Origin of the sequence: Amycolatopsis minnesotensis (assembly GCF_039529815.1) — a bacterium.
GTDB lineage: Bacteria > Actinomycetota > Actinomycetes > Mycobacteriales > Pseudonocardiaceae > Amycolatopsis > Amycolatopsis minnesotensis.
On record NZ_BAAANN010000010.1, the window covers coordinates 203,370 to 229,974 of the forward strand.

Genomic DNA, 26,605 nt, shown 5'->3' on the forward strand with positions numbered 1-26,605 from the left:
GGGGTCAGTCTCCGGGCGCGGCCTGTTCTTCGTCCCGTTCGGTGGCGAGCGCGGCGTCGGCGGCACGCCAGTGTGCTTCCCACGCGCGCACGTCACCACCGCAGGCGCGGACGAACGCCGTCGTCACGGCCAGCGTCGGCAGCTTCTTGCCACCCGTGGCTTCGGACAACGTGCCCGCGGCGTAGTGCGCGCGCCGCGCGAGTTCGCGGAAGGTCGGCTTCCCCGCGTCGGCGCGCAGCTTCCGCAACCCCGCCGCGAATCGCGTCACCACCCCGCCGTCCTCGGCAAGCGGACGTTCCCGGCGCCCCATCGCGAACCCCCTCGGCTCGCGCCGATTGTGCAGAGTTCGCTGGTCGGCGTCCAGCGAAGGGCACCGAACAACCCGTTCGCACTACGCCATCGGCAGCATCGGCACCCGGACGCCGTAAGACGATGGCAACATCCCATCCGGTGGAAGACGGCGGCACCGGGGGATATCGTGGTGTCAAGAGCCCATCCGAGGTCTGTTGCAAAGGAGCCGCGGTATGTCCACCCCAGCCGGGAAGCCCGCCGAGACCGCAGTCCTCGCCGGCGGCTGCTTCTGGGGGATGCAGGATCTGTTCCGCCGCCAGCCGGGAGTCGTCGCGACACGCGTCGGCTACACGGGCGGCACCGTCGCCAACGCGACGTACCGCAACCACGATGGCCACGCCGAGGCCATCGAAGTGGTCTACGACCCGGCGAAGACCGATTTCAGGGCGCTGCTCGAGTTCTTCTTCCAGGTGCACGACCCGAGCACGAAGAACCGCCAGGGCAACGACATCGGCACGAGCTACCGGTCGGCGATCTTCTACACCACCGACGAGCAGAAGAAGGTCGCCGAGGAGACCATCTCCGAGGTGGACGCCTCCGGCCTGTGGCCGGGCAAGGCGGTCACCGAGGTCGTCCCCGCCGGCGACTTCTGGGAGGCGGAGCCGGAGCACCAGGACTACCTGCTGCGCATCCCGAACGGCTACACGTGCCACTTCCCCCGCCCGGACTGGAAGCTGCCCGCCCGCCACTGACCGGTTCGCCGGGTCAGGAGTGCACGGTCACGGAGCGGCAGCCGTCGTCCACTGTGGTCAGTGCGCCGCCCGCGATTCCGCGCGAAGGTCCGTATTTTGACGGACCTGCCACGGTCGGGTGACGCGGAGAGCGCGAAAGCGCCAGCACGGCCTAATCTCGCGTCGACTTCGACGTGAGGATGCGCCATGGCAGAAGGCGAATCGACCGCGCGACCGCGCGAGCTGAGCAGGGGCGCGCGCAACCTGGTCGTCGCCGCGATCATGCTCGGGATGCTGCTGTCCGCGCTCGACCAGACGATCGTGGCCACGGCGCTGCCGACGATCGTCGGCGATCTCGGCGGCGGCTCGCACCTGTCCTGGGTGGTCACCGCGTACCTGCTCGCCGAGACCATCATGACCGCGCTGATCGGGAAGTTCGGCGATCTGTTCGGCCGCAAGAAGGCGTTCATCGCGAGCGTGGCGCTGTTCCTCGTCGGCTCGTTCTTCGCGGGGTGGGCCGACCAGATGGGCACCCTCATCGCGTTCCGCGCGGTGCAGGGTCTCGGCGGTGGCGGGCTGATGGTCACCGCGGCCGCCGTGATCGCCGACGTGGTACCGCTGCGGGAACGCGGCAAGTACCAGGGTTTCATCGGCGCGGTGTTCGGCATTTCGACCGTGGTGGGCCCGTTGCTCGGCGGTCTCTTCGTCGACCACCTCAGCTGGCGGTGGGCGTTCTACGTCAACATCCCGCTGGGAATCCTCGTGCTCGTGATCGCCGCGATCGCGCTCCCCCGGGTGGTTTCGACCGCGAAGCCCCGCATCGACTACCTCGGCATCATCCTGATCGCGCTGGCCGCCAGCGGGCTCACCCTGGTCACGAGCTGGGGCGGGACCGAATACCCGTGGGGTTCGCCGACGATCCTGCTGATGGCCGCCGTCTCGGTGGTGCTGCTCGTCGCGTTCGTGCTGGTGGAGCAGCGCGCCGCGGAGCCGATGCTGCCGATGCGGCTGTTCCGCGGGCGGGTGTTCAGCGTGTCCGGCGTCCTCAGCTTCCTCGTCGGGTTCGCCATGCTCGGCGGGATCACCTACCTGCCGACCTACCTGCAGTACGTCCGGGGCGAAAGCGCGACGCTGTCGGGGCTGTGGATGCTGCCGCTGGTGGCGGGGCTGATGGCCGCCGCGCTGGTCACCGGCACCGTGATCAGCAGGACCGGGCGCTACCGGCTCTTCCCGATCTTCGGCTCGGTGCTGATGGTGGCGGGGCTCCTGCTCATGTCGCTGCTCGACGCCGGTACCAGCTACTGGCTGATGAGCCTCTACATGATCGTGCTCGGCGCCGGGGTCGGGCTCATCATGCAGGTGCCGGTGATCGTCGTGCAGAGCACGGCCGACTACGCCGATCTCGGCGTCGCCACCTCGGGGGTGAGCTTCCTGCGCACGCTGGGAAGTTCGTTCGGGGTGGCCCTGTTCGGCACGATCTATTCGGGGAACCTGCCGGACAAGCTCGCCGCGGCACTGGCCGGCCACCCGCTGCCGCCGGGTGTCGACCCGCGCGTGGCGCAGAGCCCGCAGGCGCTGCACTCGCTGCCCGCGCCGCTGCGCACCCCGATCATCGGGGCCTATGTGGACACTCTCCACCTGATGTTCCTGTTCGCCGCGCCCGTCGGCGTGCTGGCGCTCGTGGTCGCGTTGTTCCTCAAGGAGGTTCCGCTGCGGGACACCTCGCGCGCGGCGGCCGCGGGCAACAGCGGGGTCGGGGAAAGCTTCGCCGTGCCCGCGTCGAGCGATTCCTCGCAGGAGCTGGAAAAGCTCATCGCGACCGTGATGGGACGGCTCAAGTCCGATCCCGCCGACGGGATACTGGCCAGGACCGGGCTGACGATCACCATCGCGCAGGCGTGGCTGCTCCAGCACGTCTACCGCACCTCGGTCGACGACGGCGACGCGACCATGCGGGAGATCGCCGACCTGACCGGCGTGCCGGCCGGGATCTTCGAACCGACCGCGCAGCAGCTCGTCGGCCTCGGCCTCCTCGTCGAGACCGACGGCCACTACCGCTTCACGACCCAGGGCAGCGAGGTCTTCGCGCAGCTCGTCGCCGGCTGGCGCGACTGGCTGCTCGACCAGCTCGAAGACTGGCAGGAGCCGCGCCAGCACGAGTTCACCGAAGCCGTCGACGCGATGGCGAGGCGGATCACCGACACCGGCCGCTCGCTCGGCGTCGGTCGCCACGCGCTGCTGTAGACGTGGTCAGGCACTCCGGTCGCGGACGGCTTCGCTGGTGAAGACGTGCCGCGAGCACCGTGGCCGACGCGGTCGTCCTGGAACCGGATGCCGGGCTGGACGGCAGGGCGGGCCGCGTCGCCCAGCCGTCCACAGTGGACTGGTATGGTGTCGGTCTTCCCGCCGTCGCCGTCGCGAGGCAGGTGGTACTGCCGTCGCGGGCGAACGCGCACGGCGGTTCGATCCGGTCACCGCGACCCGCGTCAGCTTCGGGCTACCCGCACCGCCGCGCAAACCACGTTCAACCACTTCCTAGCGGGTCATCTGGCCAGCTCGGCCTCGCCGAGGAGGTCGAGCAGGAGCTTGTCGAGGTCCGCCTGCGTGGTCGCCGGGTTGAGCAGCGTGAGCTTGAGGTAGGTCGCCGCCGTCCCGGACCGGTCGGGCATGGTGGTGCGCCCGACCACTCCCTTCCCCGATGCCAGCAACGCGCGCCGCAACCGCGCGTTGGCCTGGTCGGGGTCCCCGCCCGCGGGCGGGCGGTAGCGGAACACCACGGTGCTCAAGGTCGGTTCGGCGCGCAGCTCCAGCCTGGGGTCGGCGCCGATCGCGTCCGCCGCGTACCGCGCGAGGTCGTGGCAGCGGTCCACCAGTTCGCCGAGGCCCCGCCTGCCGAAGGCCCGCAGCGTCACCGCGATCTTGACGGCGTCGGCGCGCCTGGTCGTCCGCAGGGACAGACCGAGCCTGCTGCGGTAGCCCGCCGCCTCGTCGTCGGCGGGGTTGAGGTAAGCGACCGTGCGGTCGAGCGTGCGGAATCCGGTGCGGTCGCGGCTGAGGAACACCCCGGCCGCGATCGGCTGCCAGCCCAGCTTGTGCAGGTCCAGCCCGACCGAATCGGAGCGGCCGATCCCGGCGAGCAGCGGCGCGAGCCGGTCCGAAAACAGTGCGCCACCACCGTAAGCCGCATCGACGTGGAACCACACCCGGTGCGCGTAGGTCAGTTCGGCGATCGCCTCCAGCGGGTCGATCGCGCCGAGATCGGTGGTGCCCGCGGTGGCCACCACGGCGAGCGGGACCTCCCCGCGCTCGCGCACCCGCATCAGCTCGACGCACAACGCGTCCGGACGCATCCGGTCGGCTTCGTCGACCGCGATCGGCACCACCGCGCGCTCCCCCAGCCCGAGCAGCCCCGCCGACCGCGCGACCGAAAAGTGCGCGACCGAAGAGCACAGGATGCGCAGTTTTCCCACCAGCTCGGCCGGGATCCCCGTCTGGGGCGCCTCGGTCCCGGTCAGCCCGCGCACGATCCGGTCACGGGCCAGGAGCAGCCCCATGAGGTTCGACTCGGTGCCACCGGTCGTCACGGCCCCGCCCGCGGTGTCGCCGTCGTACCCGGTGAGCCCGGCCAGGGTCGCCACCAGCCGGTCTTCCAGCACGCTCGCCACCGGCGCCTGGTCCCACGAGTCCAGTGAAGGGTTCAACGCGGAAACCGCGGTGTCGGCGGCGACCGCGACCGCGAGCGGCGGGCAGTGCAGGTGCGCCGCGCACGCCGGGTCGGCCGGATCGGCCGCGCCCTCGGCCAGTTTCGTGACGACCTCGGTCAGCGCGGTCTCCGGCCCTGCCCCGTTTTCCGGCAGCAGCGCGCCGAATTCCGCCGCCCACGCGCGTGCCAGCGCGTCCGGCTCGCCGGCCGGGATCGGCCCGCCCCGCGTGCGCACGCCCGCCCCGACGGCGTCGAGCGCAGTCGTCAGATAGCCTGCCAGCGCGGTCCTGCCCCTGGTCGTGCCCGCGAAGATGGGATCCATTTCCACCTACCTCCCGCTCGAGACGCCGTGATCAACACCGACGCTACGGGAGCGCGGGAGCCCGGCGCGAAAAGACGGCGTCAAGGACACGCGGCTGAGCGAAAAGGCTTCGACAACAACAGAAGCCGGTGTCCCCTGCGCGTTGTCCGCACCCTTGGTCCGGTGTAGACCGTCGTGACCGGATCACCAGCGTTCGGTGTGGAGCACTTCGTCGAGGGCGATCCTGGACCGCCAGCCCGCACGCTCCAGGTCCGGCACGTCAGCCAGCCGCTCGACCGGCCCGACGCACAGCCACGCCACCGGCCGCACGTGCTCCGGGATGCCGAGCAGCTCGCGCACGAACTCCTCGCGGTAGAAGCTGACCCAGCCAACGCCGAGGCCTTCCGCGGTGGCGGTGAGCCACAGGTTCTGGATCGCCAGGCACACCGAATACAGCCCGGCGTCGGCGATCGCGTGCCTGCCGAGCACCGCGGGCGCGCCGCGAGCCGGATCGTAGGTGACCACAATGGACAGTGGGGCGTCGAGCACGCCCTCGACCTTGATGCCGTCGAACACCTTCGCCGCGGGCCCGGTCAGCGATCCGGCGAACCGGGCGCGTTCGGCTCGCACGTGACCGTGGAAGGCGCGCCGCGTCTCCTCGTCCTCGACGAGCACGAAGTCCCACGGCTGACTCAGCCCCACACTGGGCGCCTGGTGCGCCGCGGTGAGGACCCGCCGCAGCACCTCGGGATCCACCGGCTCGCCGGTGAACTCGGACCGGACGTCGCGGCGCCTGCCCACGACCTCGTACAGGAACTCCGCAGCCGTCATGCCGGGGATTCTCCCGTGCCCCTCCGCCCGGCGCGGACCCGGCCGGGGCGCGCCAGCCAGTGGTGGAAAACCACAGCGAGCGTGGCGGTGAGGAACACCACCTGCATCGCGGTCCTCGGCACGAGCTGGTCCTCGAACGCCGTCCACCGCCCGTCCAGCGCCGCGGTGACGTTCGCGGGGAACATCACCACCAGCAGCGCGCCGAGGCAGCCCGCCGCCCACGGCGCGGTCCGCTGCCACACCAGGCCCGCCGCGCCCGCCAGCTCCAGCACCCCGGTCAGCGCGACGAGGAAACCGGGTGCGGGCAGCCCCGCCGGGACCATGTTGACGAGTTCCTCGCGCATACCGGTGAAATGCGCGACACCGGTGGCGGTGAACATCGCGGCGAGCCCGCCGCGCACCGGGACCGGCCACGGTCTCAGCACGCGGACGCCCGCCGCGCCCGCACCGAGCAGAACGAGGGTGACCACCACGACAATCACGAGAGGAGCCATCGGGAACCCTTTCACCAGCGAATCTAGACACTGACAAGATTGCTGGGCCGATGACATCTTGTCAATGACTAGATTTGGATTAGGGTGAGGGCGTGCCGAGCCGCCCGTACCACCACGGAGACCTCCGGCGTGCCGTGCTCGACGCCGCCGTCGCGGCCATCACCGAACACGGTGCCGCCGGGATCAGCCTGCGCGACCTGGCGCGCCGCGCGGGGGTGTCCCACGCCGCGCCGGTGCACCACTTCGGCGACAAGGCGGGCCTGCTCACCGCGCTCGCCGCCGAGGGCTACGAGATGCTGGCGGCGGCGCTCACCGAAACACGGGAACGCACCGGCGACTTCGTCGAGGCCGGTGTCACGTATGTGCGGTTCGCGCTCGGCCACCGCGCGCACTTCGCCGTCATGTTCTCCCCCGACCTCTTCCACGCCGACGACCCCGCGGTGTCTTCGGCGCGGGAAAGGACCTACGACCTCCTCGTCAGCGGTGCCCGCGCGGTCCGCGGCGAACCGGGGATCGCCGAAATCGCCGCGTGGTCGCTCGTGCACGGGTTCGCGACGCTGTGGCTGACCGGCGCGCTGCCGCCCGGGGCCGCCGACGACCCCGAGCGGTCAGCGCGGGCGATCGCCAGAATCCTCACCGGATCCTGACGGGCACCGGTCAGCAGAAGTTCGCGAGCCGCACGAAACCGCCGAGGTTTTCGTCGTCGGTGCCGAGGACGCCCGAAGCGGAACCGCAGGCGAGCGCCTCGATCTTGTGCCCCTGGTACTTCGCGACCGGGGTGGCGTCTTTGACGGTGTCGAGCGCGACGCGGTCACCGTCGAGCTTCACGGTGCCACCGCGGTAGAGCGCCGAGTCGAACGGGCCGTCGTCGCCGTTGTCCGAGGCCGAGGAGATCAGCAGCCCGCCGTCGGCCCGCACCTTCACGTCCGACACGTGCCGCACGTGCTTTTCGGGGTAGGGCGCGGTGAACTTCGCCGAAACCGGGTCCGAGAACGTGCCCTGCCCGAGGTCGACCGCCGCGGCCGAAACCACGCCAGGGTCCTTGTCCTTGCCGCGATCGGCCCACACCGCGACGGTCTTCCCGCCGATCGTGGCCAGCGCGAATCCCTCGTAGTTGGCCTTGTCGTCCACATCCGGCAGGGAGAACGACCGCACGACCGTCGCCTTCGCACTGTCCACAGTGATCAGGTACGCGGTGCCGGAACTGGCCAGCGCGACGAACTCGCCCGCCTTCCCCGGTACGGCGTCGATCGCCTCGAGATCGGATGGCAGCTCACCGGACCACGCGAGATCGGTCGAGGTCGCGGGCCCGGATGCCGGCACGCGCACGACCGCGACCCGGTTCTCGCCGTCCTCCTTGTTGTCCCGCACGATCACCGCATCGGTCTCGGCGGCGCTCGACGTCGTCACCGCCATCCCGCTGACTCCGCCGGTGATGCCGCTGCCGACCCGCTGCCACGCGGGATCGGCCTGCGCCGCCGGGCTCGCCACCAGTCCACACAGGCCGCACACGGCGGCGAGGGCAAGGTACGCCTTGGTCACGGACACTCCATTCGGGCCGAACTGCCTTCGCGGGCGGACGACTGGCGGCCGGCGCCCCTGTCCCGCATTCCAGTGATCGTTTCGTGCCGAACGCTACCGGTGCGATTCCGGTTCGGAAACCCGCTAACGGAGGGAAGCGGTAGCTGGTTGGGATCAAACGCCCAGCTCCGCCCGCTGGAGCACGGTGATCCCGGGCTACGCCAGTTCGGCGAGCCGGGTCAGCACCTCGCCGACCGAGCCCGCCGGGTCGGTGACCGGGAACTGGACCGCCCTGATCACGTGCCAGGGATCGACCAGCACCGTCAGCCGTTTCAGCCGGTCGACCCCGCCCGCGCGGAACGTGGGCAGGCGCAGCGCGGCGGTGAGTTCGAGGTCTTCGTCGGAGAGCAGCGCGAACGGGAGCGCGGCGTGCTCGGAGAACGCCCGTAGCTGGTCGGGGCGCTGCGTACTGACCCCGCGCACGGTGACTCCCCTGCCGTCGAACTCGCCGAAGCGATCGCGGTAGGTCGTCGATTCGAGGGTGCACCCCGGTGCGCCGGGGATGTCGGCCCAGCCAGGCGGCAGCGGATTCCCCTGCGGGGCGAACGCGCCGGGAAAGGCGTAGAGCACCGACCAGCCGGGGCCGGACGGCCGCACCCGCTCGCCCGCGTCGGAGACCAGGGGCGCCTCGGGCATCCGGGCGCCCACCAGCCCGTGCACCCGGCTCGCTTCGGCCGAGGTCGGCGAACTCGTCGCGGTGAGCGAGCCGTCGCCCGCGACGAAGCGGGTTCCCCAGTCCTGCAACGCGATGAGCACCGGCAGCAGCCCGCGGCCGGCGTCGGTCAGGTGGTACTCGAACCGCGGCGGGTGCTCCGAATAGTGCACCTTCGCCACGACTCCGTCCGCCACCAGCGCCTTGAGCCGCTCGGTGAGCGTCTTCCGGCTGATGTCCAGCTCCTGCCGCAGGGCGTCGAACCGGGTGTGGCCACCGGCGATCTCGCGGACGACGAGCAGCGTCCACCAGTCGCCGACCACGCTGAGCGCCTGGGCGATCGCGCAGTCGGCGTCGGCGAGTTCGCGGTACTTCACGGCTGCTCTTTCCGTCGGTGGCGCCTCCACCCTAGGCCGAGTTCCGATTGCGAACTCACTTCGCCTCGGCCGCCGGGCAAGATGGTCACATGCCCGCCCCGGCCGAACACGTGCTGCGACTGCTGGAGGCGCACGCCTTCTACGCGGATCGGGTCGACTGGACGGCAGCGGCCACCGGGGTCGCCGAGGCACTCGCCCGTGGCCTTTCCCTTGACGAAGCGCTGAAGCCGGTGTTCGCCGCGCTCGGCGACCGGCACAGCTCACTCCGGCAGGCGGAGGGCGGCACGCACACCGCCGCGAGCGCACTCCCGGACGGGCACCAGGGGCGCACGGGCTACCTGCGCCTGCCGGGATTCACCGGCGACCACCGGTCCTCGGCCGCGAAGCGGTACGTCAAGGCGGCGTGGGCGCTGCTGCGGCCGCCGTGCCCGCGCGGCTGGGTGCTCGACCTGCGCGGCAACCGCGGCGGGAACCTGTTCCCGATGCTCGCCGCGGCCGGGCCTCTGCTCGGCGCCGACGCCAGGCTGGCGTACCTGAAACGCGGCGGAAACCGCCTGACCTACCGCTACGCGCGCGGCACGGTCTACGCCGACGACCGCCGTCTCCTCTCGGTCCGCCGACCGCCATCAGACCTCCCCGACGCGCCGCTGGCCGTCCTCACCGACGCCCGCACCGCCAGCTCGGCCGAAGGCGTGCTCGTCGCCTGCCTCGGCCGCGCCGCCGGTGTCCGCGTCTTCGGCGCGCCGACCGCGGGCGTGCCGACCGGCAACGTCAGCCACCTCCTGCCCGACGGCTCCACGCTGGCCATCACCACCTCGCTGGCGACCGATCGCCTCGGCCGGTCCTATGACGGCCCGCTGCCCCCGGACGACCCCGGCGGTACCGAGGCGACCGCCGCCGCCTGGCTTGAAGCGAATCTGACATGACGGCGTCGCACTAACCCGGCAGGCACTGGACGCAGGTGTCCGATGTGGACGTTCTGCGTGCCGCGCCCCCGTTCGACCCCGATAGCCCGCGCGCGGTGACCGCCCTCGTCGAAGCGTCCTCTTCCTCCTCCTCCTCGGGCGCGCGCTCGCCGACGGCGCACCGACCCCTCCACTCCACAATGGACGAACTGGCATCGAGGATGCCGGCCGCCTGCTGCCGGTGCAGCGCCGGACGAACGGGACCGACAATGCGCCGGGAACGGCACGCCGCGCTGGAAACTCTCACCGAGCCGCCAAAACACGCGAACTAACCACTTTCAGCAACCCGATCGAGCCACTCACCGAAAAGAGCCCCGAACAACCCGGGCTGCTCAAGCTGAAGATTGTGCCCCGCCCCATCCAGTACCACGAAAGAAGCCCTGGGATAATGACCGAGCAACGCATACTGATCTTCATAACCGGTAACCGAATCCTGCCGCCCGGTCAGCACCAGGACAGGGCGCGCGTAGGCGGGACCCGTCTCGGGCACGACCGAAAGCGTCCAGTTCTCCCGCACCCGCGCCATCGCGGCCGCGTCGGCGAGGGCGAGCCCGGCCGCGATCTCCGCCCGGTACCTGGCCAGGATCTCCGGCGACTGCACGACCGCGATCCCGGTGAAATCGGCGGCCTCCTCGGGAGTCATCGACGCCACGAGCGCGGGATCCTCCTTGAGCACGACCGGAGGCGGCACGGTGCGCCGCGCGTGTTCGACCTCGGTGCCGATCGGGCAGATCAGCGCCATCCCCCGCACCTGGCCCGGCCGTTCGCGCACCAGCGCACGGGCGAGGTAGCCGCCGTAGGACTCGCCGACGAGCAGGAACGGCGCGGTGCCGATGTGCTCGTCGACGAACGACGACACCGCGGCCGCCATGTCGTCCGAGCCGCGCGCCGCGCCACCGGGCGACCTCCCCATCCCCGGCAGGTCGGGGTAGAGCCGCCGGTAGCCGGGCCGCCCGGCGAACACCGGTTCGAGGCAGCCGGACATCAGCCGGTGATCCGGTGTCCAGCCGTGCAGCGCCAGCACGGGAACCCCGGTGCCGAACTCTTCGAAGAACAATGCCTTCCCCCTCAGGTCTCCGACCAGGTCTAACAGAGGGGGCCGACAGTTTCACCGCGAGTCAGTCCGTGAGCACGGTGGCGGCGTCCGGTTCGGCGACCCGGAAGCTGAAACTTTCTTCCAGGTAAAGGGAAACCGTCTCGCCGTCGTGGTGGCTGTAGCCGACGGCGAGGTCCTGGCCGAGGTCGAGCCGGAAGTCCCCGCCGCCGAGGCTCAGCACGACCGCGCCGTCGAGCCCCGGTGCGCGCACGACCTTGCCCCCGCCCAGCACGCGGCGGAGGTGGTCGAACACGAGCAGCCCGCCGTGCTCGGTGCTCTCCACGATCCTGGTGTAGCAGGCCGGTCCGACGGCGAGCCCGAACGGACCGCCGATCCCGTTCTGCCGCAGCGCGTCCACCGCCTTGGCCACGACGCCCGGGTATTCCGCCGGGGCCTGCCCCAGCGCAGCGGCCGGGTACGGGCTGCTTCCGGCGATCCCGGTCATGCCCGCCTCGTCCCAGCCGTGGAAGACCGCGCGGTTCTCCAGCAGCGCCGCCTGGTGCGCGGCCCGGTCGAGATCGTCGAAGTCGAGGTCGTCGGCTCCGCGCTCCGCATCGTCGAGTTCGGCCCTGGACACCGTGAACGGCACGCGGAACTCGACGAGCGGGAGCACTTTCCGCTGGCGCACCAGCACTTCGCCGTCCTTGACCCCCGGCGGCGCCCCAAGCCCGCGCACGCGGCCGAGATCGGTCGCCGAGTGGTCCCACCCGTGCGGGCCGACGACGTCGACGAGCCGACGGGCGGCGAGGTGCGTGGACAACCGCTCCCGCGCCTCGTCGTCGACCTGCTTCCAGCCCGCGCCGGAAATCGGCGCGAGCTCGCGCATCAGGTGGTGCATCTCAGTCCTGTCCCTTCAGGCTGCCGATACCGAGTGAATGGTCCGCCGGACCGCTCCCCTGTTCTTCCTCGAGTTCGCGGACGTAGCGCTCCGGGTCGACGTCACTGGTGTCGAGGCCCTTCGTGCCCTCGTGCGCCGCCTTGAACTCGACGAACCGCCGCCCCAGTTCCTCGCGGAGGCCGGGGTCGGCGTGCCGCCGGAAGTCGGCGAGGCCGTCGTCCTCCTCTTCGGCCATGTGCTCGCTGTTCGCCACGCGTGCGCGCCGGACGGCTTCGAGCCACGCGGTGCTGCCGGGTGGATGCGTCGCCGCGTCGCGCACGGCGTCGCGGATGTCGTTGTGGTCGCCGACGGCGTCGAGCGTCTCCTCCTCGGCGTCGTCGCCGCGCTGGATCAGCTCCGGGTAGAAGATCTCCTCCTCCGCGGCCGCGTGCACGTCGAGGAGATCCGCCAGCGGCTGCCACACCTTCGCCAGCCCGGCGGGATCGGTGAGGTCGTCCAGGCGCGCGAACTGCCGCCGGAACCAGTCGTGGTCGTCGAGGATGAGGCTCGTGATGTCGGTCATCGGCGCCGCTCAGCCCGCGAAGGTGTCGGGATCGGGCCCGGTGCGCTGCCCGCGGTCCAGTTCGCCGAGCGCGCGGAGGTCCTCATCGGACAGTTCGAACCCGAACACGTCGATGTTCTCGCGGATCCGCTCCGGTGAGGCGGACTTCGGGAAGACGATGTTGCCGAGGGCGAGGTGCCAGCGGAGCACGATCTGCGCCGCCGTCTTACCGTGCTTGGCGGCGAGGCCGGTGACCACCTCGTCGCCGAGCACCGCACCCTGCGCGATCGGGCTCCACGCCTCGGTCGCGATCCCGTGCTCGTCGTGGTATCGGCGCAGTTCCGCCTGCTGCAGGTACGGGTGCAGCTCGATCTGGTTGACCGCGGGCACCGTGCCGGTCTCCTCGGCGAGCCGGTCGAGGTGCGCGGGCTGGAAGTTCGAGACGCCGATCGCGCGCGCCTTGCCGGCCTTGAGGATCTCGTCGAACGCCTGCCACGTCTTGACGTAGCGGTCCTTCATCGGCAGCGGCCAGTGGATCAGGTACAGGTCGACGTAGTCCATCCCCAGCCGCCGCAAGCTGCCTTCGAGCGCGGTGATGGCGTCGTCGTGGCCCTGCGCGTCGTTGGCGAGCTTGGTCGTGACGAACACGTCCTCGCGGGGCACGCCCGACTTCTTGACGCCCGCCCCGACGCCCTGTTCGTTGCGGTACATCTGCGCGGTGTCGATGTGCCGGTAGCCCGCGTCGAGCGCGAGCGCGACCGCGTCGGCCGTCCGGTCCGGCTCGATCTGGAACACGCCGAAACCGAACTGCGGGATGGTCACGCCACCGGTCAACCGGACCGTGGGCACCGTCGTGGTGGAAGTCATGCCCTCCGCCTACCCACCTCGCCGCGAGCGAAACCGGCAGGGCACCGGGACCCCTCGAACCGGTGAGGCCCGTCCGCCGCCGCACCCCGCCCGGCATGTCGGAGATCCGGGCGTAGGCCCGCGACGGGCGCGGCGCTAAGGTGAAAGCCGGTTGACGCCAACAGCCATCCAGTCCGCGCGGGGCAACGCGCGGGCTTTCTTCATCCGGCCCGGCACGCCCGGGCAACGGACTCCTCAGGGGAAAGGCTGGATGTCCTGTCGAACGCACTGCGAGCGGGGGTTCCGGTGATGCCGGACGAAGCCGCGCCCCTGCACGTCCTCCTGGTCGAAGACGACGACGGTGACGCCCTGCTCGTCGAGGAGTTCCTCGCCGACAGCGCTGCGCCGATCACCCTGGACCGGGTCACCACCATGGCCGACGCCCTCGGCGCCCCGGTGACGGCGGACTGCGTGCTGCTCGACCTGAACCTGCCGGACGCGGTCGGCATCACCGGTGTGACGAAGGTGCGCAGGCACGCCCCCGGCACCGCGGTGGTCGTGCTCACCGGGCACAACGACGAGGAGACCGGGATCGCCGCGGTCGCCGCCGGTGCCCAGGACTACCTGATCAAGGACCAGGTCGACGGGCTGCTGCTGATCAAGGCGCTGCGGTACGCGCACGAGCGCAGACGGGCCGAGCAGGTCGAACAGCAGCTACTCGAGCAGCAGCTGCTGGCGAGCGAGAATTCGCGGCTCGAGCGCGGGCTGCTGCCGACGCCGCTGCTCGCGGACCCGCACCTGGACCTGACCACCCGGTACCGCCCCGGCCGCGACGGGTCGCTGCTCGGCGGCGACTTCTACGACGCCGTCGAACTCGCCGACGGCACGGTCAACGTGATCATCGGGGACGTCTGCGGGCACGGGCCGGACGAGGCCGCGCTCGGCGTGGCGCTGCGGATCGCGTGGCGGGCGCTGGTGCTGGCCGGGCTCCCCTCCGGCGAGGTGCTGACCATGGTGGAACGGGTGCTGCGGCACGAGCGGATCCGCTCGGTGTTCGCCACCGTGTGCATGGTGACGGTGGCGGCGGACCGCGCGTCGCTGCGGATGAGCCTCGCCGGGCACCCGCCGCCGTTGCTGATCACCGGGGACGACGGCGAGCTGCTGCCGAACGACCGGCTCGGCGTGCCGCTCGGGGTGGTCGACGACGCGCGGTGGGAGCCGCTCGAGGTTCCGCTGCCGCCGGAGTGGTCGCTGCTGCTCTACACCGACGGCGTGTTCGAAGGCCGCGTCGAGGAGGCGGTCGAGCGGCTCGGTCACGAGGAGATGGCGAAGCTGGTGCTCGGGATAGCCGGGCGGGAGCCAGACCACGGCAAGGTGCTCGACGAGCTGATCGCCACCGTGGAAGGCCTCAACCGCGGCCCCCTCGACGACGACGTCGCGCTGGCGATGCTGACGCACCGGGGCGGCCGATGAGCGGCGCTCGCGGGCGGATGCGCCAAAAGGGATCGGACGCCGTCTCGCGAAGCGGGGCGATCGCATGAGCGATCACATCCGGCGCTGGTCGCTGCGGCGGTGGGCGGCGCTGCTCGGGTTCGCCGAGGCGGTGCTCCTGCTCGCCGCGCTGGTGGGCGGCGGGATCGCGCTCAACACCTTCAGCGACGCGCGCACCCGCCTCGTCGATCAGAGCGGCCCTGAGCTGTTGCAGGCCACCGCGCTCTCGACCGGCCTGCTGAACCAGGAGACCGGCCTGCGCGGTTACCTGCTCACCAAGCAGACCGACTTCCTGACCCCGTACGAACAGGGCAAGCGGCAGGAGGCGGCCGCGGTCGCCGAGCTGCGGCGCCTCGGCGCGACGCCGGGCACCGAAGCCGGTGCCGACCTGGACGCGGTCCAGCGAGCCGCCGCGGCCTGGCAGGCCGAAGCGCGTCCCGACACGCCACCGCCGCAGGTCGACCGCGGCAAGGACCTCTTCGACGCGGTGCGCACCGCGCTGGACGCCCAGCAGCGCCACCTCACCGCGGCCAGGGACGCCGCCCGCGAGAGCCTCGCCGCCGCGACCACCTTCCTCACCACCATGCTCGCCGTCATCGCGGCACTGGTGCTGATCCTGTTCGTGTTCGTCTACCTCGGATTCCGGCGCTCGATCACCCGGCCGGTCATCCGGCTGGCCGAGCAGGTCAGGGCGGTGTACGCGGAGGACCTGCGCCGGGAGGTGCGCGGCGAAGGGCCGCGCGAGGTGGTGCAGCTCGGCGAGGACGTGGACGCCATGCGGCGGCGCATCCTCGACGAGGTCGCCGAGCTGAAGCACGCGCACGAACTGCTCGACACGCGCACGCACGAGCTGGAGCGGTCCAACTCCGACCTGGAGCAGTTCGCCTACGTCGCCTCGCACGACCTGCAGGAGCCGCTGCGCAAGGTGGCGAGCTTCTGCCAGCTCCTGCAGCGCCGCTATTCCGGCCAGCTCGACGAGCGGGGCGAGCAGTACATCGAGTTCGCCGTCGACGGCGCGAAGCGGATGCAGAGCCTGATCAACGACCTGCTGTCGTTCTCCAGGGTGGGCAGGCGCGCGGGCGACCACGTCGTCGTCGACACCGGTGAGCTGCTCGACCAGGCGCTGGCCAACCTGGACCCGGTGGTCGAGGAGACCGGCGCCGTCATCACCCGAGGCGCGCTGCCCGAGGTGCGCGGTGAGGCGACCCTGCTGACCGCGGTGCTGCAGAACCTCGTCAACAACGCGCTGAAGTTCCGGGACGAGGCGCCGCCGGAGGTGCGCGTCGACGCGGAGCGCGACGGCGGCGATTGGGTGTTCTCGGTGACCGACAACGGGATCGGCATCAACGAGGAGTACGCCGAACGGATCTTCGTGATCTTCCAGCGGCTGCACGCCAAGAGCGCCTACCCGGGCACCGGGATCGGGCTCGCGATGTGCCGCAAGATCGTCGAGTACCACGGCGGGCGGATCTGGCTCGACACCACCACTACCGAAGGCACCCGCTTCCGCTTCACCCTGCCCGCGCTCGAGGAGCCGGAGGCTACCGAGAACGCAGCGCACGCGGACCCCGTGAAAAGTGAGGAAGAATGACCGAATCGCTGGACCCGATCGACATCCTGCTCGTCGAGGACGACCCCGGTGACGTCCTGATGACGAAGGAGGCATTCGAGCACCACAAGATCAAGAACACCCTGTCGGTGGTCGCGGACGGCGTGGAAGCGTTGCAGTTCCTCCGCCGGGAGGCGCCGTACGAAGAAGCCCCGAGGCCGGGGCTCGTCCTGCTCGACCTCAACCTGCCCCGCATGGACGGGCGCGAGGTGCTGAGCGAGATCAAGGCGTCGCCGGAACTGCGCTCCATCCCGGTCGTGGTGCTGACCACCTCCGAGGCGGAGGAGGACATCCTGCGCAGCTACGACCTGCACGCGAACGCCTACGTCACCAAGCCGGTGGACTTCGACCGGTTCGTCGAGGTGGTCCGCCAGATCGACGACTTCTTCGTCACCGTGGTGAAGCTCCCCCGCTGACCGGCGCGGGGTGTTTCCCCTGAAGCGGGTTGGGTCGCGTGCCTGCCCCGAAGGTGACCTTCAGGGACTCTGACGCCACTTTTCCCACCTTCGCGGGTATGCGGCCGGAGCCTGCTTATGCCCTGGCTCGTAAATAAGCAGATTCGCCGGGCACAGCAAGATCACCCCTCCACCGGAGGCGCGCGCCCCTATTTTCACCCCTGGCAGGACGTCTCCGCCCGGGACACAGATGACTGAAGGTGCCCTTCACGGCATCTGGGTTCCCGAAGGTCACAGTGATGATGTGTGCGCGTCGATTCGGGTGCGATGGGTGGCGGAAGCGTGGAGCCGCCCGGGGCTTGGTCCCTGAAGGTCGCCTTCGGGGAATCTGACGCCGCGATCTCGACCCTCGCGACGCGCGGCATGGTGATGCTGAAGCCCTGAAGGTGCCCTTCGCGGCTCAGATTCCCTCAAGGGCACCTTCAGGGCAGAGGGCCTCGCCCCAGCCTCTGCAGGAGCATCCTTCAGAGCACGCGGAAGCCGTCATTTCCTTGCTGTACGGCGTGTTCACGGATGGATGTCCCGTGATGGTCACCATGACGGCATCCAGTGCCGTCATGGTGACCATCGGCATCGGGGCACTCAGACCCGCGACATCCGCCGCACGACCCGCAGCCCCACCAGGAGCAGCACCGCGGCCAGCACCACGAAGACACCGAACTCGGCGAACTGGAAGAACCCGAGCCGGTCCGCCGGCTGGAAGTCGCGGTAGTTCGAGACCACCCCGTTCTGCCGCAGGCAGGCGTGGTAGTCCTGCGCGGTGTGCACGGAGCTGCCCGTGTTGCAGACGCGCGGGAAGTCGATCGGGTTACCGGCGGCGTCCAGGTTCCCGGAGGCGACGGACAGCGAGTTGGGCTGCATGACGCTCGTCGCGGGGCCGTCCACGCCGATCGGGTTCGTCTCCCGCACCGGGGTCTGGAAGTACGGGCGCACGAACCGCTCGACGACGGCGCGCACCCCGACGAACAGCGCCAGCGTGACCCCCATCGACGTCACGGTCCGGCGGCAGATCGCGCTCACCGCCAGCCCGAGCGCGAACCCGAACAGCGCGTAGGCGGCCTGGGTGAGCGCTACGTCGTCGAAGTACGGCGACCGGAAGAGGCTGAACACCGGCGGGTACTGCGCGGGCGCTTCGAGGATGCGGTGCATCATGAAGCTCGCGGTCACCCCGAGCGCCACGCTGAAGGCCACCGCGACGACCGCGAGCACGGTCGTCTTGACCGCCAGCCAGCGCAGCGGGGACACGTCCTGGCTCCACACCAGCAAATGCGTCCGCTGCTCGTACTCCTTCGACAGCAGCGGAGCGGCCCAGAACACCGCGATGAGCCCGCTGAAGCCGAGGACCCCGGCCAGCAGGAGCTCCCCGAGATCGGAGATCTGCCGGAGCCCCGGCAATCCGATGAGGTCCGCGTCCTTTTCCACATTGGCCGAAACCCACAGCATCGCCGCGATGGCGGCGAGCACGAGCACCCCGGTGCCCACCAGCATCAAGCGGTGCTGGCGCCAGGTGACCCCGATCAGATCGCGCCAGCCGACCGTGGCGCGCGGTGGCCGTTCGGCCACGACAGCGGTCGCCGTCATGCCCGTCCTCCCTTCCTGGTCCTGGCGAGCTGCGCCAGTACGAAGTCCTCCAGCGTCACCGGGCGCACGGTCCACGGTGCGGCGACCACGGGCGCGGCCTGGTCTTCGGGCAGCCGGACGAGGAACGTCGACTGCTTGCCCCGGTGCCGGGCTTCCACCACCTCGCCCGGTCCCGGCGGCGCGTCGGCGGCCGGTCCCACGTAGTGCACGTGCGACTGGAGCAACTCGTCCATGTCACCGTCGACGACGAGCCCGCCGTGCGCGAGCAGCAGCAGGTGATCGGCGACGCCGCCGAGCTCCGCCACCACGTGCGTGGAGAGCACGACGGTCATGCCGCTGGCTTCGACCTCGGTCAGCAGCTCGGCCATCACCTCGCGGCGCACGAGCGGGTCGAGGTTCGCCAGCGGTTCGTCGAGCAGCAGCACGTCCGGGCGGGAGCCGACGGCGACCGCGAACGCGACCTGGGCCTGCTGGCCACCGGAGAGCTTGCCGCACGGCCGGTCGAGCGGGACTTCGAACCGGGTCAGCCAGTCGTGCGCCCGTTCGGCGTCCCACACGGTGTTCAGCTTCGCCACGAGCCGCAGCAGGTCCGGTGCCTTGAGATGGCGGTACACCGGCTTCTCCTGCGCCACGAACGCGACCCTGCCCTCGGTGGCCACCGAGCCTTCGTCCGGTGTGAGCAGCCCGGCGAGCACGCTCAGCAGCGTGGTCTTCCCGGCGCCGTTCGCCCCGATGAGCGCGGCCACCTTGCCCTTCGGCAGCTGGAACGAACAATCGCGCAGTGCCTCGTGTTCGGTCCGCTTCGGCAGCAGCCTGCGATATCGCTTCGTCAGGCCACCCGCCCGCAACGCGACCTCGGCCGCGCTGTCGACCTGATCGGCCACAGCGGTCGTCATGCGATTTCCACCCCTTCTTCGGCGAGGACGACCCGGAGCAGGGCGTCCACGTCCTCGTTTTCCAGCCCGGCGGTCCTGGCCTTGGCGACCCAGTCGGCGAGGCCGGCGCGCAGCTCGGCCATCACCTCGGGATCCACCGTGCCCAGCCCCGCCTTGACGAACGTGCCAGCCCCCTGGCGGGCTTCGACCAGCCCGGCGAACTCGAGTTCGCGGTAGGCCTTCAACACGGTGTTGGCGTTGACGCCGCTGGTGCCGACGACGTCGCGCACCGTCGGCAGCCGGTCCCCCGGTCTCAGCCAGCCGAGCCGCAAAGCCTCCTTGACCTGCCGCACGAGCTGCAGGTACGCGGGGAGGCCGCCGGCACGGTCCACTCGGAACTCCACCACAGCACCTCCAAATTGTTCTACTGAACTAATACACTAGTTGACTGGATCGGACCTGTCGTGTCAAGGTGTGATCGTTCGCCGGTTCGGGGCAGCGGACATGACGGGTGGGGTGGCGATCGGGGGCCACCCCACCCGGTTCACCCCGTCCACATCGGACGGATCAGGACAGCCGAAACCCCAGTGCACAAGAGAAATCATTCCGTGCGGCCGCGATGTCCACTTCGGACACTCCAGGGCGGCGGAGGATGCCGAGCGGGGCGCGGGCCCTCACGCGGGGAAGGCGCGCACCTGGTAGTCGTCCTCGGTCGCGGGTACCGCGGCCAGCCTCGGCTTACGGGGACGGGACGGCTTGCCCGCGGTGCCCGTCCTGCCCGCCGCCGGCCCCACCGGGAAGGGCTGGCCGGAAAACACGTCGAGGGCGGCGGCGGCCACCTCGGGCGGCGCGGTTTCGATGATCTCCTCGATGTCCTGCGCCCGCGGATCGCCCAGCTGCTTCATCACCACCACGGCGGACTCCCAGCAGCCGCGGGCGAGGCCGGGGTGCCCCGCGGCGTTGAGCGTCTTGGCCAGGTCGACGTAGACGATCGCCTCCCAGCGCCGGTTGCCGATCCGCCGGAACGCGTGCAACGCCTTCCCGAGCACCCTGATCGCGCTCGCGTACCGCCCGGACGCGGCGTAGGCCCGGCCGAGGTTGTGGTCGTTCCGCGGGCCCTCGTCGGGGTCGCCGAGCTCGGTGAACAGCACGCTCGCCTGCTGGTGGCACTCCATCGCGCGTTCGAGATCACCCGCGACGCAGTGCGCCATGCCGACGCTGTCGAGGTTCAGCGCGATACCGCGCTTGTAGCCGACCTCGCGGCAGCGCTCCAGCGCCTCGGTGCCGTACCGGATCCCGTTCTCGGGATCGCCCATCGAGGTGTGCGCCATCCCGAGGTTGCCCAGCGCCATGCCCTGGCCCCTGCGGTCGCCGACATCGCGGAAGCACGCGTGCGCGAGGCGGAAGTAGTGCTGGGCGGTGGCCCATTCGGCCTGGTCGAGGTGGAAGCAGCCCAGCGAGTTGAGGGTGTAGGCCTCGCCGGCGCGGTCGCTCGCGGAGCGCGCCGCGCGGCAGGCGATCTCCAGGAATTCCAGGCCCTCCGGCCACGGGATGCGGCGTTCGAGGAAGCTGGTCATCGCGATCGCGATCCGCCATGCGTACGCGCCCCAGCCGTGCGTCGCGCCCCAGGTGACCACGGACCGCAGGCACTCGTACTCCTGCTCGAACCACCGCATCGCGGCGTCGTGGTCGGCGAACTCGGGCACCGGCCGCATCGCCTGGTACGGCTCGACGAAAGCGCGGCGGCGGTGCGGCATGAGCACCGTGTCGGCGCTGACCACGGCGTGCAGGTACCAGTCGAAGACGCGGTTGAGCGCGGGTTCGCTCTCCGCGAGGCTCTCGTTCCGCCGTGCCTCGTCGGTGGCGTACAACCGGATCAGGTCGTGCAGCTCGTAGCGCTCCGGGCGGCGCTGCTCGACCATGTGCGCGGCCACGAGCTGGTCGAGCGCCAGCTTCGCGCGCGCCACCGGCAGGTCGGCGAGCGCCGCGACGGCCTCCACCGTGATGTCGTTCGCCGGGTACAGGCCCAGCTTGCGGAACACGGCGGCCGCACCGGGGTCGAGCGTGTGGTACGACCACGACAGCGCGGCCCGCAGGTCGGTGTAGGGATCGTCCGCGCCTGCCCCGAAGTTGTCGAGCCTCGCCACCTCGTCGGCCAGCGCGTGCACGACCTCGGCGAGGCTGTCCGCGCGCTGCGCGCGCTCGGCGACGATCGCCAGCGCCAGCGGCAGCCGGTCGCACAGGTCCACCAGCCGGGCCGAGGCCTCCGGCTCCGCGCGCACCCGGTCCGCACCGACCCCCACGCCGAGCAGCGACAGTGCCTCGTCGTGCCCGAGCCGGTGCAGCGTCACCCGGTGCGCACCGTCCCGGATGGACAGTGGGCGGAGCTGGTTCCTGCTGGTGACCACGACCAGGCTGCCGGAGCCGGGCAGCAGCGGGCGCACCTGCTGCGCGTCGCGGGCGTTGTCGAGCACGATCAGCGCCCGCCTGCCCGCGAGGCTGCTCCGCAGCATGGCGGCGCGCTCGTCGATCTCGGCAGGCATGTGCTCGTTCGACACGCCCAGCGCGCGCAGCACGCTTTCCAGCGCCGCCGCGGCTTTGACCGGCTCGCCGGAGGAGAACCCGCGCAGGTTCAGGTACAGCTGCACGTCGGGGAAGCGGTCCCGCACCCGGTGCGCCCAGTGCAGTGCGAGCGTGGTCTTCCCGGTGCCCGCCGCCCCGTCGATCGCGACGATCACGGTCGGCGCGCTCCCTTGCGCGGAGTCCGGCGAGTCCGCTGTGGACCTGCCGGGCAGCAGGGCGTCCAGTGCCTCGAGATCGCTTTCCCTGCCGGTGAACCTGGCGTTGTCGTGCGGTAGCTGGTGCGGCCCCGTCCTGGCCTCCCGCTTCGGCGGGGAAGGCTGCGAGACCGTGCCGTCGACCAGTACCGCGTGGTGGAGGCGCTGCAGCTCGTCACCGGGGTCGATACCGAGCTCGTCCCCGAGCAGCGTGCGCACCCGCTGGTAGGCGGCCAGCGCGTCGGCGCGCCGGCCCGACCGGTGCAGCGCGGTGATCAGCCGGAACCACAGCGATTCGCGCAGCGGGTAGGTGTTCGTCAGGTCCCACAGCTCGGCGACCAGCGCGCCCGAGCGGCCCTGCGCCAGTTCGAGGTCGACGCGGCGTTCGGTCGCGGTGAACCACTCTTCGGTCAGCTTCGGGACGACGTCGCGATCGATCCAGGTGGAGTCCACCCCGGTGAACGGCTGCCCGCGCCAGAGCCCGAGCGCTTCGCGCAGCAGCGCGAGCTCTTCGTCGACGGACGCGGCCTTCCGCGCGCGGTCGAGTGCGTCGCGGAACCGGAACAGGTCGACGGCGGCGGTGGGCAGGTCGATGCGGTAGCCGATGCCCGAACACGTCAGGATCCGGTCGTTGCCCAGCAGCCGCCGCAGGCGGGACACGTAGGTGGCCAGCGTGCCCCTCGCGTCGGCGGGCAGCTGCTCGGTCCACAGCCGTTCGGCGAGCGCGTCGATGCGCATCGGCCTGCCGCCCGACACCAGGAACGCGGCCAGCAGCACCCGCAGATGGCCCGCGGGCACCACCACGGGTCCATCGGGCGCGGTGACCTCCCACGGCCCGAGAACCCGGAAGTCCATCTCCTGGTCCACCAGCGCTCAGCCCTCGCTCGCCACCGTCGGTGACTTTCGCGTCATTCCCGCACTCCTGCCGTGACCGTTCACCCCAGCGCCCGGTCCGTTGCGCCGGGGACCGCCGCCCGCGGTCCGCGAGCGGATACCCGGTCAGCGTAACCGGATGACGCGCCGTAGGTGAACAGTTGACTGGAGAGGACCCCGCCGGTGCCCGCGCAGGCCTGATCGGGACCGGGCCGTGACATTGAGTGAGCGCTCGCTCAGCAGGCTCCGGAACCCGCCCGGTCCTCACAGGCTGGTGAACGCCAGCTTCACCCCCAGCGCCACGAACGCGCCCGCGAAGGTGCGGCGCATCCACCTGAGCACCGACGGCCGCGAGAGCACCTTGTCCCGCACCGCGGCGGCGACCAGGCCGTAGGCCGCGAACACCACGAACGTCAGCGCCATGAACACCGCGCCGAGTTCGAGCATGCGCGTGACCGGTGCCGGGTCGGCGGCGGCCACGAACTGCGGCAGGAACGCGACGAAGAAGATCGACAGCTTGGGGTTGAGGATGTTCACCAGCACGGCGGTGATCGCGACCCTGGCTGCCGACGGCGGGGTGTTCTGGGCCTCCTCGACCTGCAGCGTGCCGCGTTCGGTCAGCGTGCCCCACGCGATGTAGAGCAGGTACGCCACCCCGGCGTACTTCAGGACGTCGAACACCACGGGGCTGGCGTGCAGCAGGGCGGCGAGGCCGAGCACGGTCGCGGCCAGGTGCGGCACGATCCCGATCGTGCAGCCGAACGCGGCGACGACGCTCGCGCGCCAGCCGCGGGACAGCCCCGCCGCCAGGGTGTACAGGACCCCGGTACCCGGTGACACCGTGACGATCAGCGCGGTCACCAGGAATTCGACGCTCACCGGAGTGCTCCGTCTTCTGCCGCTTCGAACTCGAACAGCCGCGCGTCCGGCGTGATGCGCATCGAGGGTCCACAGTGGACACCGAGGCCGTCGAGCAGCTCGCTTTCCAGCGCGTCGAGATCTTCGGACGCGTTCTCGTGCAGAGCTTCGGCGACGACGAGCACCCGGCCGGTCCGGTCCGTGACGACCGAACGCGCGCTCTGCCGGAACGCCCAGCGCCGCGAGTGGGCGTGGCCCTCCTCGTCCACGTAGACGATCTCGCCCGGTGCCGGGTGTTCCGCGGCGCCCTGGAACGTTTCGTACTTCTCGGTGCCGTGCGCGGGCCGGATCGTGAGCCCGCCCGCGACCCGGCCGACGTCGAGCGCCGCGACCGGGATCGCGAACCGCATCGAGACGAAGTTCAGGTAGTCGACGAGCGGGTGGCGCACCGGCATGTCACCGTGCTTGCGGTAGCGGCGGAGCAGCGCCTCGGACGCGCACCGGTACTGGGTCGGCTTGAGGCCCATCGCCGCGAAGGCGTCGCGCCACGCGGCGATCTCGGGCATCGCGGATTCGGTACGCTCGGCGACCCGCGCGTCGACACCCGCGCGCAACGCCTCCTGGCGCGCGGTGGTGCCGTCGAGGCCGAGCACGTCCTCGACGACCACGGCCACCGCGCGCAGCCGGGGGTGCGCGGCCCAGACCGCGTCGTCGTGCCGCAGGAAAAAGGGAGCCATGCGCCCACCCTGCTGCCACACTGGTCTGATGAACAGGTCCAACGGCGACACGGTTCAAAGGTCCATAACTCCGGGCTCGGACTTCCTCCAGCTCGATGTGGGGCAGGCGCCCGCCGGCGGGCTCTCCGACTGGCTGGCCGGGCGGCTGCGGCTCGCGGTCTCCGACGGCAGGCTCCCGGTGGGGAGCAGGCTCCCCGCCACCCGCACCCTGGCGGCCGAGCTGAACGTGTCACGCGGGGTCGTCACCGAGGCGTACCGGCGCCTGATCGAAGACGGGCACGCGGCGGGGCGCGGGCGGGGCGGCACCGTGGTGGTGGCCGCGCCGGTCGCGGCCACGGCGCCCGGCGGGGCCACGGCACGGCGGGACAGCCCGTCCGCGGTCTTCCCCGCCGATCCGGGCATCGAGGTGTTCGACACGCTGCGCGCGGCACCGGCGAGGATCGACCTCTCCCCCGGCATCCCCGATCTGAGCGCGTTTCCGCGCACGGCGTGGCTGCGGGCGGAACGAGCCGTGCTGAACGAACTCTCGGCAGCACACTTCGGTTACGGCGACCCCCGTGGCGCACCCGCGCTCCGGCTGGCGGTCGCCACCTGGCTGGCGCGCAACCGCGGTATCAGGGCCGATCCCGCGGAGGTGATCGTGACCGCGGGCGTCGCGCAGGCGCTCGGGTTGTTCGCGCAGGTGCTGCGGGCCGACGGGCTCACCGAGATGGCCGTGGAGGACCCCAGCTCGCTCGGCGCCCGCCAGCACCTGGCGAACTGGGGGCTCGCGACCCCGCCCGTACCGGTCGACGACGGCGGCCTCGTGGTCGATGCCCTGCGGGCGAGCGGTGCGTCCGCCGTGCTGCTCACCCCGGCGCACCAGTTCCCCACCGGCGCGGTGCTCGACGGCGAGCGGCGGCGTGAGCTCATGCGCTGGGCGGCCGAAGGCGGCATGGTGATCGAGGACGACTACGACGCCGAGCACCGCTACGACCGGCCGCCGGTGCCCGCGCTGCGGGAAATGTTCCCCGAACAGGTCTGCTACGCGGGCAGCGTGTCGAAATGGCTCGCACCGGCGCTGCGCGTCGGCTGGGTGCTCGCGCCGAAGCGGTACCACGACGCGATCGTCGCCGCGAAGCGCTACGCCGATCTCGGCAACCCGGTGCTGGCCCAGCTCGTGCTGGCGAGGCTGATGGACTCCGGCGAGATGGAGCGGCAGCTGAGGTTCGCGCGCAGGCGCAACCGCCGCCGCCGCGACGCGATGATCGAAGCGATCGACGCCTTCCTCCCCGGCGCGACGGTGCACGGCGCCGCGGCGGGGCTGCACCTGATGGTCACCTTCGAAACCGCGATCTCCGACGCCGACCTGGCGACGCGGGCGCTGGCCCTGGGGGTCAAGGCGCAGCCGCTGTCCTGGCACGCCCAGCTGCGCTCGAAACCGGGGCTGGTGCTCGGGTACGCGGCCAGGACACCGACCGAGATCGGCGACGGGATCGCCACGCTGGGGCGGATCGTCGCGGAGACCTGACGGTCAGATCGCGGTGTCGTCGCGTTCGTCCCGCGCCCGCAACAGGTCCTCGCGGGCGCGGGAGACCCGTGACCGCACGGTGCCGATTGGGCACCCCGTGACCTCGGCGGCTTCGGCGTAGGACAACCCGAGGAACTGGGTCAGCACGAGCGCCTCGCGCCGGTCGTCGTCGAGGGTGCCGAGCAGGGCGCCCAGTTCGATCATGTCCTCGAACCCCGCGGTGCCCCGGTCGCGCGCGGCCTTGCCCTCGGCGGCGCTCTCCCAGTCCGCGTCGGCGACCCTCGGCCTCGCCGAGGCGGCCCGGATCTGGTCGACCACCACCCGGCGCGCGATGGACAGCAGCCACGTCCGCGACGAGGACCGGCCCGCGAACCGGGACAGCGACCCGAACGCGCGGAGGTAGGTCTCCTGGGTCAGGTCGTCGGCCAGTGCCGGGCTCGCGCGGTGGGCGAGGAAGCGCCACACGTCCGCCTGGGTCGCGCGCACCCACGCCTCGAGCGCCTGGCGATCGCCGCGGGCGGCGGCCAGCGCGAGATCGGTGGTCCGCTCGTCGGTCTGCCGGTCGTGGGGCACGGACCCGACGGTAGTACAT

25 protein-coding genes are annotated in these 26,605 nt (G+C 71.3%); 8 read left to right on the forward strand and 17 right to left on the reverse strand.

The genetic code is table 11. The features are described 5' to 3' along the window. Window positions 1–4 precede the first annotated feature (4 nt). The gene (locus ABD256_RS14995; protein WP_425546453.1) at window positions 5–310 is read right to left on the reverse strand and encodes a helix-turn-helix domain-containing protein; all 306 of its coding nucleotides are present in this window, start codon (window positions 308–310) and stop codon (window positions 5–7) included. 214 nt (window positions 311–524) lie between these two features. Between ABD256_RS14995 and msrA the strand changes: the two genes are divergently transcribed. Further along, the gene (msrA, locus tag ABD256_RS15000; protein WP_344418040.1) at window positions 525–1,043 is read left to right on the forward strand and encodes a peptide-methionine (S)-S-oxide reductase MsrA; all 519 of its coding nucleotides are present in this window, start codon (window positions 525–527) and stop codon (window positions 1,041–1,043) included. 186 nt (window positions 1,044–1,229) lie between these two features. Beyond that, a complete protein-coding gene (locus ABD256_RS15005; RefSeq protein WP_344418042.1) occupies window positions 1,230–3,266 on the forward strand; it encodes a DHA2 family efflux MFS transporter permease subunit in 2,037 nt (678 codons plus the stop codon). 299 nt (window positions 3,267–3,565) lie between these two features. On the opposite strand, the gene ABD256_RS15010 is transcribed toward ABD256_RS15005, so the two are convergent. From ABD256_RS15010 to ABD256_RS15020, 3 genes are all read right to left on the reverse strand, one after another. Continuing rightward, window positions 3,566–5,047, reverse strand: coding sequence for a pyridoxal phosphate-dependent decarboxylase family protein (locus ABD256_RS15010; RefSeq protein ID WP_344418044.1), 1,482 nt, complete (start codon window positions 5,045–5,047; stop codon window positions 3,566–3,568). A gap of 183 nt (window positions 5,048–5,230) precedes the next feature. Continuing rightward, window positions 5,231–5,857: a 5,6-dimethylbenzimidazole synthase gene (gene bluB / locus ABD256_RS15015; protein ID WP_344418046.1), complete on the reverse strand. Its 627-nt coding sequence runs from the start codon at window positions 5,855–5,857 to the stop codon at window positions 5,231–5,233. Next, on the reverse strand, window positions 5,854–6,351 hold the full coding sequence (locus tag ABD256_RS15020; protein WP_344418048.1) for a DoxX family protein: 498 nt from the start codon (window positions 6,349–6,351) through the stop codon (window positions 5,854–5,856). Before ABD256_RS15020 ends, bluB begins: the two co-directional genes overlap by 4 nt. Before the next feature lie 92 nt (window positions 6,352–6,443). Here ABD256_RS15020 and ABD256_RS15025 point away from each other — a divergent pair, with 92 nt between their 5' ends. Next, window positions 6,444–6,998, forward strand: a complete 555-nt coding sequence (locus tag ABD256_RS15025; RefSeq protein WP_344418050.1) for a TetR/AcrR family transcriptional regulator — start codon at window positions 6,444–6,446, stop codon at window positions 6,996–6,998. A gap of 10 nt (window positions 6,999–7,008) precedes the next feature. Here ABD256_RS15025 and ABD256_RS15030 read toward each other — a convergent pair whose 3' ends face one another. After that, complete coding sequence (locus ABD256_RS15030) at window positions 7,009–7,893, reverse strand: hypothetical protein (protein ID WP_344418052.1); 885 nt, start codon at window positions 7,891–7,893, stop codon at window positions 7,009–7,011. Window positions 7,894–8,088: 195 nt separating this feature from the next. Continuing rightward, the gene (locus ABD256_RS15035; RefSeq protein ID WP_344418054.1) at window positions 8,089–8,961 is read right to left on the reverse strand and encodes a winged helix-turn-helix transcriptional regulator; all 873 of its coding nucleotides are present in this window, start codon (window positions 8,959–8,961) and stop codon (window positions 8,089–8,091) included. A gap of 89 nt (window positions 8,962–9,050) precedes the next feature. Here ABD256_RS15035 and ABD256_RS15040 point away from each other — a divergent pair, with 89 nt between their 5' ends. Then, complete coding sequence (locus ABD256_RS15040; protein WP_344418056.1) at window positions 9,051–9,887, forward strand: S41 family peptidase; 837 nt, start codon at window positions 9,051–9,053, stop codon at window positions 9,885–9,887. Between the two features lie 307 nt (window positions 9,888–10,194). Here the strand turns inward: ABD256_RS15040 and ABD256_RS15045 are convergent, their stop codons facing one another. From ABD256_RS15045 to ABD256_RS15060, 4 genes are all read right to left on the reverse strand, one after another. Continuing rightward, window positions 10,195–10,983, reverse strand: coding sequence for an alpha/beta fold hydrolase (locus tag ABD256_RS15045; RefSeq protein WP_344418058.1), 789 nt, complete (start codon window positions 10,981–10,983; stop codon window positions 10,195–10,197). 61 nt (window positions 10,984–11,044) lie between these two features. Then, on the reverse strand, window positions 11,045–11,848 hold the full coding sequence (locus ABD256_RS15050; protein ID WP_344418060.1) for a family 1 encapsulin nanocompartment shell protein: 804 nt from the start codon (window positions 11,846–11,848) through the stop codon (window positions 11,045–11,047). 13 nt (window positions 11,849–11,861) lie between these two features. Continuing rightward, window positions 11,862–12,422, reverse strand: coding sequence for a hemerythrin domain-containing protein (locus ABD256_RS15055; protein ID WP_344418062.1), 561 nt, complete (start codon window positions 12,420–12,422; stop codon window positions 11,862–11,864). Window positions 12,423–12,431: 9 nt separating this feature from the next. Further along, window positions 12,432–13,268, reverse strand: coding sequence for an aldo/keto reductase (locus tag ABD256_RS15060; RefSeq protein ID WP_344418064.1), 837 nt, complete (start codon window positions 13,266–13,268; stop codon window positions 12,432–12,434). Between the two features lie 288 nt (window positions 13,269–13,556). Here ABD256_RS15060 and ABD256_RS15065 point away from each other — a divergent pair, with 288 nt between their 5' ends. The 3 genes from ABD256_RS15065 to ABD256_RS15075 all read left to right on the forward strand — a co-directional run bounded on the left by ABD256_RS15065 (window position 13,557) and on the right by ABD256_RS15075 (window position 16,763). Next, window positions 13,557–14,720 carry a PP2C family protein-serine/threonine phosphatase gene (locus ABD256_RS15065; protein WP_344418066.1) on the forward strand — a complete coding sequence of 388 codons (1,164 nt, stop codon included), beginning with the start codon at window positions 13,557–13,559 and terminating at the stop codon, window positions 14,718–14,720. Between the two features lie 64 nt (window positions 14,721–14,784). Beyond that, on the forward strand, window positions 14,785–16,329 hold the full coding sequence (locus ABD256_RS15070; RefSeq protein WP_344418068.1) for a sensor histidine kinase: 1,545 nt from the start codon (window positions 14,785–14,787) through the stop codon (window positions 16,327–16,329). Beyond that, window positions 16,326–16,763 (forward strand): response regulator, encoded by a 438-nt coding sequence (locus ABD256_RS15075; RefSeq protein ID WP_344418070.1) that lies wholly within the window; start codon window positions 16,326–16,328, stop codon window positions 16,761–16,763. The genes ABD256_RS15070 and ABD256_RS15075 overlap by 4 nt, the downstream gene beginning before the upstream one ends. A 621-nt stretch (window positions 16,764–17,384) precedes the next feature. On the opposite strand, the gene ABD256_RS15080 is transcribed toward ABD256_RS15075, so the two are convergent. The 6 genes from ABD256_RS15080 to ABD256_RS15105 all read right to left on the reverse strand — a co-directional run bounded on the left by ABD256_RS15080 (window position 17,385) and on the right by ABD256_RS15105 (window position 24,503). Then, the gene (locus ABD256_RS15080) at window positions 17,385–18,383 is read right to left on the reverse strand and encodes a hypothetical protein (RefSeq protein ID WP_344418072.1); all 999 of its coding nucleotides are present in this window, start codon (window positions 18,381–18,383) and stop codon (window positions 17,385–17,387) included. Beyond that, the gene (locus ABD256_RS15085; RefSeq protein WP_344418074.1) at window positions 18,380–19,279 is read right to left on the reverse strand and encodes an ATP-binding cassette domain-containing protein; all 900 of its coding nucleotides are present in this window, start codon (window positions 19,277–19,279) and stop codon (window positions 18,380–18,382) included. The genes ABD256_RS15080 and ABD256_RS15085 overlap by 4 nt, the downstream gene beginning before the upstream one ends. After that, window positions 19,276–19,665, reverse strand: coding sequence for a GntR family transcriptional regulator (locus ABD256_RS15090; RefSeq protein WP_344418076.1), 390 nt, complete (start codon window positions 19,663–19,665; stop codon window positions 19,276–19,278). The genes ABD256_RS15085 and ABD256_RS15090 overlap by 4 nt, the downstream gene beginning before the upstream one ends. Window positions 19,666–19,932: 267 nt before the next feature. Further along, entirely contained in the window at window positions 19,933–22,890 is a 2,958-nt protein-coding gene (locus tag ABD256_RS15095; protein WP_344418078.1) for an AfsR/SARP family transcriptional regulator, read from the reverse strand. A gap of 282 nt (window positions 22,891–23,172) precedes the next feature. Further along, the gene (locus tag ABD256_RS15100) at window positions 23,173–23,787 is read right to left on the reverse strand and encodes a LysE family translocator (RefSeq protein WP_344418080.1); all 615 of its coding nucleotides are present in this window, start codon (window positions 23,785–23,787) and stop codon (window positions 23,173–23,175) included. Continuing rightward, window positions 23,784–24,503 (reverse strand): B3/B4 domain-containing protein, encoded by a 720-nt coding sequence (locus ABD256_RS15105; RefSeq protein ID WP_344418082.1) that lies wholly within the window; start codon window positions 24,501–24,503, stop codon window positions 23,784–23,786. Before ABD256_RS15105 ends, ABD256_RS15100 begins: the two co-directional genes overlap by 4 nt. A gap of 28 nt (window positions 24,504–24,531) precedes the next feature. On the opposite strand from ABD256_RS15105, the gene pdxR reads away from it, so the two are divergent. After that, a complete protein-coding gene (gene pdxR, locus ABD256_RS15110) occupies window positions 24,532–26,013 on the forward strand; it encodes a MocR-like pyridoxine biosynthesis transcription factor PdxR (RefSeq protein ID WP_344418084.1) in 1,482 nt (493 codons plus the stop codon). A gap of 3 nt (window positions 26,014–26,016) precedes the next feature. Here the strand turns inward: pdxR and ABD256_RS15115 are convergent, their stop codons facing one another. Continuing rightward, window positions 26,017–26,586, reverse strand: a complete 570-nt coding sequence (locus ABD256_RS15115) for a sigma-70 family RNA polymerase sigma factor (protein ID WP_344418086.1) — start codon at window positions 26,584–26,586, stop codon at window positions 26,017–26,019. Window positions 26,587–26,605: the final 19 nt, after the last annotated feature.

Bases quoted from the DNA above. Each gene is read 5' to 3' on its own strand.
- ABD256_RS14995 (WP_425546453.1), bottom strand. From the start codon at position 310: ATGGGGCGCCGGGAACGTCCGCTTGCCGAGGACGGCGGGGTGGTGACG.
- ABD256_RS15005 (WP_344418042.1), top strand. From the start codon at position 1,230: ATGGCAGAAGGCGAATCGACCGCGCGACCGCGCGAGCTGAGCAGGGGC.
- ABD256_RS15080 (WP_344418072.1), bottom strand. From the start codon at position 18,383: ATGACGGCGACCGCTGTCGTGGCCGAACGGCCACCGCGCGCCACGGTC.
- ABD256_RS15055 (WP_344418062.1), bottom strand. From the start codon at position 12,422: ATGACCGACATCACGAGCCTCATCCTCGACGACCACGACTGGTTCCGG.
- ABD256_RS15040 (WP_344418056.1), top strand. From the start codon at position 9,051: ATGCCCGCCCCGGCCGAACACGTGCTGCGACTGCTGGAGGCGCACGCC.
- ABD256_RS15020 (WP_344418048.1), bottom strand. From the start codon at position 6,351: ATGGCTCCTCTCGTGATTGTCGTGGTGGTCACCCTCGTTCTGCTCGGT.
- ABD256_RS15060 (WP_344418064.1), bottom strand. From the start codon at position 13,268: ATGACTTCCACCACGACGGTGCCCACGGTCCGGTTGACCGGTGGCGTG.
- ABD256_RS15010 (WP_344418044.1), bottom strand. From the start codon at position 5,047: ATGGATCCCATCTTCGCGGGCACGACCAGGGGCAGGACCGCGCTGGCA.
- msrA (WP_344418040.1), top strand. From the start codon at position 525: ATGTCCACCCCAGCCGGGAAGCCCGCCGAGACCGCAGTCCTCGCCGGC.
- ABD256_RS15105 (WP_344418082.1), bottom strand. From the start codon at position 24,503: ATGGCTCCCTTTTTCCTGCGGCACGACGACGCGGTCTGGGCCGCGCAC.
- ABD256_RS15050 (WP_344418060.1), bottom strand. From the start codon at position 11,848: ATGCGCGAGCTCGCGCCGATTTCCGGCGCGGGCTGGAAGCAGGTCGAC.
- bluB (WP_344418046.1), bottom strand. From the start codon at position 5,857: ATGACGGCTGCGGAGTTCCTGTACGAGGTCGTGGGCAGGCGCCGCGAC.
- ABD256_RS15085 (WP_344418074.1), bottom strand. From the start codon at position 19,279: ATGACGACCGCTGTGGCCGATCAGGTCGACAGCGCGGCCGAGGTCGCG.
- pdxR (WP_344418084.1), top strand. From the start codon at position 24,532: ATGAACAGGTCCAACGGCGACACGGTTCAAAGGTCCATAACTCCGGGC.
- ABD256_RS15070 (WP_344418068.1), top strand. From the start codon at position 14,785: ATGAGCGATCACATCCGGCGCTGGTCGCTGCGGCGGTGGGCGGCGCTG.
- ABD256_RS15095 (WP_344418078.1), bottom strand. From the start codon at position 22,890: ATGGACTTCCGGGTTCTCGGGCCGTGGGAGGTCACCGCGCCCGATGGA.
- ABD256_RS15065 (WP_344418066.1), top strand. From the start codon at position 13,557: ATGCCGGACGAAGCCGCGCCCCTGCACGTCCTCCTGGTCGAAGACGAC.
- ABD256_RS15075 (WP_344418070.1), top strand. From the start codon at position 16,326: ATGACCGAATCGCTGGACCCGATCGACATCCTGCTCGTCGAGGACGAC.